Below are 9,313 nucleotides of genomic sequence, written 5' to 3' on the forward strand. Positions count from 1 at the left end.
GCGCCGGTTCGCCGATAAGATCGCGTGCGCCGGACGGCACCGCCGACCGGTGAGACCGCATACGTGGAAGGAGCCGCTCCGTGGCCCTGGACCCGCAGTTGCTCGAGATCCTCGCCTGCCCGGACACGCACCACGCACCGCTCGACTACGACCCGCAGGCCCAGACGCTGACCTGCACCGAGTGCGGTCGGATCTTCGAGGTCCGGGACGACGTCCCGGTGCTGCTGCTCGACGAGGCGCGCGGCGGCCCCGCCGCGGGCGACGCGCGCGGCGGCTCGGGGTCGTCGCGATGATGGAGGGTACGGCCGGAGTCAGCGGCCACCGGCACGCCGACGAGTCATTGCTGGACGATCCGGACCGGCTGGCCGAGCAGGACCCGGGCGGGATGCTGCGCTTCACCGCCGCCGCGGGCGCGCAGGTCCGGGAGTCGGCGGCGCTGGCCGCCGAGGCGAACCTGACCGTGCTCGCCGACGAGGGCCGCCCGCGCGCGGTGGTCATCGCGGGCATCGGCACCGCCGGGCGGACCGGGGACGTGCTGGCCACGGTCGCCGGGCCGCGCTGCCCGGTGCCGGTGATCCCGCACCGCAGCGCCGGCGTGCCGGGCTGGGTGGGCGCGGCCGACGTGGTCATCGCGGTGAGCGCCTCCGGCCGCAGCCCCGAGGCGCTGGGCGCCGCCGAGGCCGCGCACCGGCGGGGCGCCCGCCTGGTCGCCGTCGGCGCGCCGGACTCGCAGCTCCAGTCGGTGGCCGAGCGGGCCCGGGCGCCGTTCATCCCGGTGCCCCGGCGCGCCCCGGCCCGGGCCAGCCTCTGGGCGCTCACCGTGCCCGTCCTGCTCGCCGCCCGTACGCTCGGGCTCGTGAAGGTGAACGAGGCGGACCTGGCTGAGACCGCGGCCCGGCTGGACGCCGACGCCGACCGGTGCCGGCCCACCGCCGAGTCCTTCGTCAACCCGGCGAAGTCGCTGGCCCTGGGCCTGTCCGGGTCGATCCCGATCGTCTGGGGCTCGTCGCCGCTGGCCACCGTGGCGGCCCGCCGGTTCGGTGACACGCTCTCCGCGAACGCCCGCTACCCGGTGGTCACCGGGGCGCTGGGCGAGGCCGGCCGGGGCCGGGTCGGGCTGCTCGACGGCGTCTTCGGCGGCCTGGTCGAGGGACAGCGGGACATCTTCGCCGACCCCGGCGAGACCGATGGCGACGCCACCCGGCTGCGGCTGGTGCTGCTGCGCGACGGCGGCCTCAACGCCGAGGACGACACCGACGAGCCGCTGGCAGTGGAGGAGCGCCGCGCGGACGCGGTGCAGACCCTCGCCGAGCAGCGCGGGGTGCGCTGCGACGTGGTGACCGCCGAGGGCGGCTCCGCGCTGGAGCGGCTCGCCTCGCTGATGGCCGTCCCGGACTTCGCCTCGGTCTACCTCGCCCTGGCACACGGACTGGACCCGATGGCCGTACCGGCCATCACCGAGATGAAGGAGCTGGCGAACCAGTGAGCACGTGCGGCATCGGGCGGGGAGAAGCGTGAGCGAGCGGAGCGGGCTCACCACCGGGCTCAGCAGCGCGGCGCCTCGCGCCGCCGGGGAGCGAAGCGGGGCGGCGGCGTGAGCGCCAACGGCGGGACGAAGGCGATCATCGCCGCGCTGGCGGCCAATGTCGGCATCGCCGTCACCAAGTTCGTCGCGTTCCTGCTGACCGGCTCCTCGTCGATGCTGGCCGAGTCGATCCACTCGGTCGCCGACTCCGGCAACCAGGGCCTGCTGCTGCTGGGCGGCCGGCGGGCCAAGCGGGAGGCCACCCCGGAGCACCCGTTCGGCTACGGCCGGGAGCGCTACATCTACGCGTTCATCGTGGCGATCGTGCTGTTCAGCGTCGGCGGCCTCTTCGCGCTCTACGAGGCGTACCACAAGGCGCAGCACCCGGAGCCGATCACCAGCTGGCAGTGGGTCCCGGTGGCCGTCCTGGTGATCGCCATCGGCATGGAGAGCTTCTCGTTCCGGACCGCCATCAACGAGTCCAACCACATCCGGGGCAACCAGTCCTGGGTACGGTTCATCCGCCGGGCCAAGGCCCCGGAGCTGCCGGTGGTGCTGCTGGAGGACTTCGGCGCCCTGGTCGGTCTGGTCTTCGCGCTCTTCGGCGTGGGAATGACGCTGATCACCGGCGACGGCATCTGGGACGCCGCCGGCACCGGGATGATCGGCGTGCTGCTGGTGCTCATCGCAATCACGCTGGCCATCGAGACGAAGAGCCTGCTGCTCGGTGAGGGCGCGGAGCGCCACGACCTGGCGAAGATCGAGCGGGCTGTGACCGAGGGGCCCGAGGTCGAGCGGATCATCCACATGAAGACGCTCTACCTGGGCCCGGAGGAGCTGATGGTGGCCGCGAAGATCGCGGTGCGGGCCTGCGAGAGCGCCGAGGAACTGGCCCGCGGCATCAACGCCGTCGAGGCGCGGATCCGCGCCGCCGTGCCGGTCGCCCGGGTCATCTACCTGGAGCCGGACATCTACAGTGCGGCGGCGGACCGGGCGGGCACCGGGCAGGCGGCGCACACCGCCGTCCCGCAGCCGGACGCCGACACCGGCGGCGACGAGGTGGCCGGACGGCCAGGGAGCTGACCGTGGAGCTGTTGCAGGGCCGGATACGGGACTACGCCTGGGGCTCCCGCACCGCGATCGCCGAGTTGCAGGGGCGTGCGGTGCCGAGCGCCGGGCCGGAGGCCGAGCTGTGGCTGGGCGCCCACCCGGGCGGCCCGGCCACCGTGGACCGGGACGGCAACCCGGTGAGTCTCACCGAGCTGCTGGTCGCCGAGCCGGTGCACTGGCTGGGCGAGCGCCTGGTCGGCCGGTTCGGCACCCGGCTGCCGTTCCTGTTGAAGGTGCTGGCGGCGGACGCCCCGCTGAGCCTCCAGGCCCACCCGGACGCCGAGCAGGCCCGGGCCGGGTACGCCGCCGACACCGGTCGGGTCAACTACGTCGACCCGTACCACAAGCCGGAGCTGCTGGTCGCGCTCTCGGAGTTCGAGGCGCTCTGCGGGTTCCGGGACCCGGCCGAGTCGGCGGCGGCGATCGCGGCGTTCGGCGTACCCGCGCTGGAGCCGGTGGTGGCGGCGCTGCGTACCGGGCCGGAGGGGCTGCGGGAGGCCGTACGCCTGCTGTTGAGCTGGCCGGCGGCGGAGCGGGCCGGGCTGGTGGCGGACGTGCTGGCGGCGGAGGTCGCCGGGCCGGACGCCGGGCTGGCCCGGGCGCTGGCGGTCCACTACCCGGCCGACCCGGGTGTGGTGGTGGCGTTGCTGCTGCACCACGTCCGGCTGGCGCCGGGCGAGGCGATCTGGATGCCGGCCGGCAACCTGCACGCCTACCTGCGGGGCACCGGCGTGGAGATCATGGCGGCCAGCGACAACGTGCTGCGCGGCGGGCTCACCCCGAAGCGGGTGGACGTGGACGAGCTGCTGCGGGTGCTGCGGTTCGAGGTGCTCGACGAGCCGGTGGTCCGGCCGGAGCCGGTGGCGCCCGGGGTGGTGACCTGGCTGGTGCCGGTGGACGACTTCGCGCTGCACCGGGTCGAGGTGGCTCCCGGCGGTCCGGCGGCGCGGCTGGACCTCCCCGGCCCGCGGGTGGTGCTCTGCCGCGCCGGGGAGGTCACCGTGGCCGACGGGGTGGGGACGGTCACCCTGGCGGCCGGCCAGGCGGCGATCGGCACCGCGGCCGGCGGCCCGCTCGTGCTCGACGGGGCCGGCGAGGCGTTCGTCGCCACCTCCGGCCTGCGCTGACCGGGAGCACTGCGCGGCGACTCAGGCCGCCCCAAGTCCGACTTTCCCGAAATGGCTTGACGCGCTCCTGACGCGGTGTGACTCTATGGGTACGCAGCGTTGTCGCGACGAAGGTCCGGTAACGCGCGGGGGAACCAAACCGGGGGGATGCACGGGGCGGCCGGGCCGTGAGCGGAAAGTCCGTTCACGACCGACCGCCCCGTGCGCTGTCCGCCGACCGGGCGCCGCCCCGTCGGCCAACCGGGCAGGGGAGAAGAAGTCCACGCGCGTAAGGTGGAAGGCTGCGCAGTCTTCGTTCGACAGGAGCTTCCATGACCAGCACCCTCCCGGCGGCCCCCCGTGGCGCGTCGTCCGGAGCCCGGCCGAGCACCCTCGCCGAGGGCGACTACAAGGTGGCGGATCTGTCGCTCGCCGCGTTCGGGCGTAAGGAGATCCGGCTCGCCGAGCACGAGATGCCCGGCCTCATGGCGATCCGCCGTGAGTTCGCCGAGGCCCAGCCGCTCGCCGGTGCCCGCATCACCGGCTCGCTGCACATGACCATCCAGACCGCCGTCCTGATCGAGACCCTGGTCGCGCTCGGCGCGCAGGTCCGCTGGGCGTCCTGCAACATCTTCTCCACCCAGGACCACGCCGCCGCCGCGATCGTCGTCGGCCCGGACGGGACCCCCGAGGCCCCGGCCGGCGTCCCGGTCTACGCCTGGAAGGGCGAGAGCCTGGAGGAGTACTGGTGGTGCACCGAGCAGGTGCTCACCTGGCCCGACGGGCAGGGCCCGAACATGATCCTCGACGACGGCGGCGACGCCACCCTGCTCGTGCACAAGGGCGCCGAGTTCGAGAAGGCCGGCGTCGTGCCGCCGGTCGAGTCCGCCGACTCCGAGGAGTACGCGGTCATCCTCCAGCTGCTGCACCGCTCGCTCGCCGAGGACGGCCAGCGCTGGACCCGGATCGCCGCCGGCATCAAGGGCGTGACCGAGGAGACCACCACCGGCGTGCACCGGCTCTACGAGATGCACCGCGCCGGCACCCTGCTCTTCCCGGCCATCAACGTCAACGACTCGGTGACCAAGAGCAAGTTCGACAACAAGTACGGCTGCCGCCATTCGCTCATCGACGGCATCAACCGCGCCACCGACGTGCTGATCGGCGGCAAGATGGCCGTCGTCATGGGCTACGGCGACGTGGGCAAGGGCTGCGCCGAGTCGCTGCGCGGCCAGGGTGCCCGGGTCGTGGTGACCGAGGTCGACCCGATCTGCGCCCTCCAGGCGGCGATGGACGGCTACCAGGTGGCCACCCTGGACGACGTGGTCGAGCAGGCCGACATCTTCATCACCGCGACCGGCTGCTTCAACGTCATCACGCACGAGCACATGGCCCGGATGAAGCACCAGGCCATCGTCGGCAACATCGGCCACTTCGACAACGAGATCGACATGGCCGGCCTGGCGAAGCGCTCCGACGTGACCCGGGAGAACATCAAGCCGCAGGTGGACGTGTGGCGGTTCGAGGACGGCCACGCCATCATCGTGCTCTCCGAGGGCCGCCTGCTGAACCTGGGCAACGCCACCGGCCACCCGAGCTTTGTGATGTCGAACTCGTTCGCCAACCAGACCATCGCCCAGATCGAGCTCTTCACCAAGACCGACGAGTACCCGGTCGGCGTCTACGTGCTCCCCAAGCACCTGGACGAGAAGGTCGCCCGGCTGCACCTGGGCGCGCTCGGCGCCAAGCTGAGCACCCTCACCAAGGAGCAGGCCGCCTACCTGGGTGTGTCCCCGGAGGGCCCGTTCAAGCCGGAGCACTACCGCTACTGAGTTCACGCCCGGAGGGGACCGGGGCCGGCCGCCGCGCGGCCGTCCCGGTCCCCTTCGCGTACGCGGCGGAAAGCCGCGGTGATCTGCGGGTGTCGGGCTGTCGACGGTCCGGGTGACGTGGCCATGAACGACTTGACGGCGGGGCCGGAGGAGGAGGAAGGTATGGCTGCCCTAAGTTAACTGAGGCGTGCCTTACCGACTACGGAGTACCGATGTTCGCCACCTACCTGATCGGCCTGCGGGAGGGCCTGGAAGCGACCCTCGTGGTCAGCATCCTGGTCGCCTTCCTCGTGAAGTCGAACCGCCGCAACCGGCTGCCACACGTGTGGCTCGGGGTCGGCGCGGCCGTGACGCTGTCGGTGCTCTTCGGCTGGCTGATCGAGTACACCTCGACCTCGTTGCTCCAGACCTCGGAGTCGCGGGAGCTCTTCGACGCCGTCACCTCCGTGGCGGCCGTCGTCTTCGTCACCTGGATGATCTTCTGGATGCGCAAGGCCGCCCGGAGCATCGCCGGTGAATTGCGGGGCAAACTCTCCGAGGCGCTCGCCGTCGGTGCGATCGCGGTAACCGGCATGGCCTTCCTCGCGGTCATCCGGGAGGGCCTGGAGACCGCGCTGATCTTCTACTCCGCCGCGAAGAGCACGGCCGGCGACACCGTCCGCGACGCCATGCTCGCACTCGTCGGTGGCATCGTCACCGCCGTGGTGCTCGGGTTTCTGCTCTACCGCAGCGCCCTCAGGCTCAACCTCAGCAAATTCTTCACCTGGACCGGCGCGCTGCTGATCCTTGTCGCCGCCGGCATCTTCAAGTACGGCGTGCACGACTTCCAGGAGGCCGGCGTGCTGCCCGGCCTGAACCAGCACGCATTCGACATCTCTGCGGCGCTCGACCCGAGCACCTGGTACGCGACCCTGCTCAGCGGCATGTTCAACATCACGCCCACGCCGAGCGTGCTGGAGATGGTGGCCTGGGTGGCATATGCCGTGCCGGTGCTCCTGCTCTTCCTGCGTAAGCCGGCGACGCCGGCCGCCCCGGCCAAACCGGCTGCCGACGTCCCCGCCGCCGCTTCGCAGCGCGCCTGATCCGCCCTTTCGAGGAGACACCACCGATGCGTACCACTCGATTCGTCGTGCCCGCCGCCGCCGGGGTGCTCGCCGTCGCCGGGCTGGCCGGTTGCGGGGGCGGTGACGACTCCGACGCCAAGGCCGGCGGCCCGATCGCCGTCAAGGCCACCGACAGCGCCTGCGAGGTCGGCGCCACCGAGATCGAGGCCGGGCAGGTGACCTTCAAGGTGACCAACTCCGGGTCCAAGGTCAACGAGTTCTACGTCTACGCCGCCGGCGACCGGGTGATGGGCGAGGTGGAGAACATCGCCCCCGGCCTGAGCCGCGAGCTCCGCGTCGAACTGCCCGCCGGCACGTACGAGACCGCCTGCAAGCCCGGCATGAGCGGCCGCGGCATCCGGGGCGCCCTGAAGGTCAGCGGCACCGCCGCGACCGTCGCGCCCGACGCCGCGCTCGGCCAGGCCACCGCCAGCTACCAGCGCTACGTGCAGAGCCAGACCGCCGCGCTGCTCACCAAGACTGAGGAGTTCGTGGCCGCGGTCAAGGCCAACGACGTGGCCAGGGCCAAGGACCTGTACCCGGTGACCCGCACCTACTGGGAGCGGATCGAGCCGGTCGCGGAGAGCTTCGGCGACCTCGACCCGAAGATCGACGGCCGCGAGGAGGTCGTCGAGGAGGGCATGCCGTTCACCGGCTTCCACCGGATCGAGAAGGACCTGTGGACCACCGGCGACGTCAGCAAGGACGGCGCCATCGCCGACCAGCTCCTCGTCGACGTCAAGGCGATCGTGGCCAAGGCCAACGCCGAGAAGCTCACGCCGCTCCAGCTCGCCAACGGCGCCAAGGCGCTCCTCGACGAGGTCGCCAGCGGCAAGATCACCGGCGAGGAGGAGCGGTACTCGCACACCGACCTCTGGGACTTCAACGCCAACCTGGAGGGCTCGAAGGCGGCCATCGCCGCGCTGCGCCCCGCCCTGGAGCAGCGCTCGCCCGACCTGGTCAAGCAGCTCGACACCGAGTTCGCCAACGTCGAGGCCACCCTCGGCAAGCACCGCGCCGGTGACGGCTGGAAGCTGCACACCCAGCTCAGCAAGGCCGAGCTCAAGGAACTCTCGGACCGCATCAACGCCCTGGCCGAGCCGATCAGCAAGGTTGCCGCGGTCGTCGCCCGATGACGACCGGGTCCGGAGGTGACGTGATGAGCGAGCCGAACCCCGACGAGACGACCCGCGGGACCGGGGTGTCCCGGCGCCGGGCCATCACCCTGGCCGGGGCCGGCGTGGCCGGCGTCGCCGGGGTGGCGGTCGGCGCGGGCGCGCTGTTCGGCGGCGGCGACCAGGCCTCGGCCACCGAGACGGCCGCCGGCGCGGTCCCGTTCCACGGTGAGCACCAGGCCGGCATCACCACCCCGGCCCAGGACCGGCTGCACTTCGTCGCGTTCGACGTGATCACCAAGGACCGGGCCCGGCTGGTCGCGCTGCTCCAGGAGTGGAGCGCCGCCGCGGCCCGGATGACCGCCGGCAAGGACGCCGGCCTGATCGGCGCTGTCGACGGCGTGCCGGAGGCCCCGCCGGACGACACCGGCGAGGCGCTCGGGCTGCCCCCGTCGCAGCTCACCATCACCGTCGGCTTCGGCCCGACGCTGTTCCGCGACGCCCAGGGCAGGGACCGGTTCGGCATCGCCGACAAGCGGCCCGCCGCCCTGGCCGACCTGCCGCACTTCGCCGGGGACGCGCTCAAGCCGGAACTCTCCGGCGGCGACATCTGCGTCCAGGCGTGCGCCAACGACCCGCAGGTGGCGGTGCACGCCATCCGCAACCTGGCCCGGATCGGCATGGGCGTGGTCAGCGTCCGCTGGTCCCAGCTCGGCTTCGGCCGTACCTCGTCGACGTCGCGGGGGCAGGCCACCCCGCGCAACCTGTTCGGCTTCAAGGACGGCACCGCCAACCTCAAGGCCGAGGACACCGACCTGCTCCGCGAGCAGCTCTGGGCCCAGCCCGGCGACGGCCCGGCCTGGATGGCCGGCGGGTCCTACCTGGTCACCCGCAAGATCCGGATGCTGGTCGAGACCTGGGACCGCAGCCCGCTGGCCGAGCAGGAGATGATCGTCGGCCGGACCAAGGGCAGCGGCGCGCCGCTCGGCAAGCGCGCCGAGTTCGACGAGCCGGACTTCGCCGCCAAGGGCGACGACGGCGAGCCGGTGATCGCCGAGACGTCGCACGTCCGGCTCGCCCACCCGGACCAGAACGACGGCGCCCGCCTGCTGCGCCGCGGCTACAACTTCGTGGACGGCTCGGACGGGCTGGGCCGGCTCGACGCCGGGCTCTTCTTCATCGCCTACCAGCGGGACCCGCGCAAGCAGTTCGTGCCGATCCAGACCCGGCTGGCCCGCAACGACGCCATGAACGAATACCTGCGGCACGTCTCCAGCGGCCTGTTCGCCTGCCCGCCCGGCGTCCGCGACGCCGCCGACTGGTGGGGCCGGGAACTGTTCTCCTGACCGGCGTCAGCGCTCGGCGCGGACCGAGGTGGGCTGTCCGCGTACCGGATCGGGCTGGGTGGGGACGGCGCGGGTGGGCACGGCGGGCCGCAGGGTGGCCGGCGCCGGGCTGGCCGGCGCGGGGGCCAGCTCCGGCCAGAGCGCGGCGGTGACCGCCCGGGCCCGACCCAGCCGGT

Annotated in this window: 8 protein-coding genes; all 8 read left to right on the forward strand. The window is 72.8% G+C overall.

Translation table 11 applies throughout. The features are described 5' to 3' along the window. Positions 1-80: 80 nt before the first annotated feature. Positions 81-293 (forward strand): Trm112 family protein, encoded by a 213-nt coding sequence (locus B0E53_RS11035; RefSeq protein ID WP_107075957.1) that lies wholly within the window; start codon positions 81-83, stop codon positions 291-293. Next, positions 290-1,486, forward strand: a complete 1,197-nt coding sequence (locus B0E53_RS11040; protein ID WP_107075958.1) for an SIS domain-containing protein — start codon at positions 290-292, stop codon at positions 1,484-1,486. The genes B0E53_RS11035 and B0E53_RS11040 overlap by 4 nt, the downstream gene beginning before the upstream one ends. Before the next feature lie 108 nt (positions 1,487-1,594). Beyond that, positions 1,595-2,608, forward strand: a complete 1,014-nt coding sequence (locus B0E53_RS11045; protein WP_107075959.1) for a cation diffusion facilitator family transporter — start codon at positions 1,595-1,597, stop codon at positions 2,606-2,608. 2 nt (positions 2,609-2,610) lie between these two features. Next, positions 2,611-3,762, forward strand: a complete 1,152-nt coding sequence (gene manA, locus B0E53_RS11050; RefSeq protein WP_107075960.1) for a mannose-6-phosphate isomerase, class I — start codon at positions 2,611-2,613, stop codon at positions 3,760-3,762. Positions 3,763-4,073: 311 nt separating this feature from the next. Beyond that, positions 4,074-5,573, forward strand: coding sequence for an adenosylhomocysteinase (gene ahcY, locus B0E53_RS11055; protein ID WP_107075961.1), 1,500 nt, complete (start codon positions 4,074-4,076; stop codon positions 5,571-5,573). 212 nt (positions 5,574-5,785) lie between these two features. Next, positions 5,786-6,655: an iron uptake transporter permease EfeU gene (efeU, locus tag B0E53_RS11060; RefSeq protein ID WP_107075962.1), complete on the forward strand. Its 870-nt coding sequence runs from the start codon at positions 5,786-5,788 to the stop codon at positions 6,653-6,655. 26 nt (positions 6,656-6,681) lie between these two features. After that, on the forward strand, positions 6,682-7,812 hold the full coding sequence (gene efeO / locus B0E53_RS11065) for an iron uptake system protein EfeO (RefSeq protein WP_107075963.1): 1,131 nt from the start codon (positions 6,682-6,684) through the stop codon (positions 7,810-7,812). A 23-nt stretch (positions 7,813-7,835) separates the two neighbouring features. Further along, positions 7,836-9,137 (forward strand): iron uptake transporter deferrochelatase/peroxidase subunit, encoded by a 1,302-nt coding sequence (gene efeB / locus B0E53_RS11070; protein ID WP_246835340.1) that lies wholly within the window; start codon positions 7,836-7,838, stop codon positions 9,135-9,137. The last annotated feature ends 176 nt before the right edge of the window (positions 9,138-9,313 follow it).

Source organism: Micromonospora sp. MH33 (assembly GCF_003013775.1).
GTDB lineage: Bacteria > Actinomycetota > Actinomycetes > Mycobacteriales > Micromonosporaceae > Micromonospora > Micromonospora fulviviridis.

What these genes read in the sequence shown, in the direction of transcription:
- B0E53_RS11040 (WP_107075958.1), top strand. Translation starts at nt 290, where the DNA reads ATGATGGAGGGTACGGCCGGAGTCAGCGGCCACCGGCACGCCGACGAG.
- ahcY (WP_107075961.1), top strand. Translation starts at nt 4,074, where the DNA reads ATGACCAGCACCCTCCCGGCGGCCCCCCGTGGCGCGTCGTCCGGAGCC.
- efeU (WP_107075962.1), top strand. Translation starts at nt 5,786, where the DNA reads ATGTTCGCCACCTACCTGATCGGCCTGCGGGAGGGCCTGGAAGCGACC.
- efeO (WP_107075963.1), top strand. Translation starts at nt 6,682, where the DNA reads ATGCGTACCACTCGATTCGTCGTGCCCGCCGCCGCCGGGGTGCTCGCC.
- efeB (WP_246835340.1), top strand. Translation starts at nt 7,836, where the DNA reads ATGAGCGAGCCGAACCCCGACGAGACGACCCGCGGGACCGGGGTGTCC.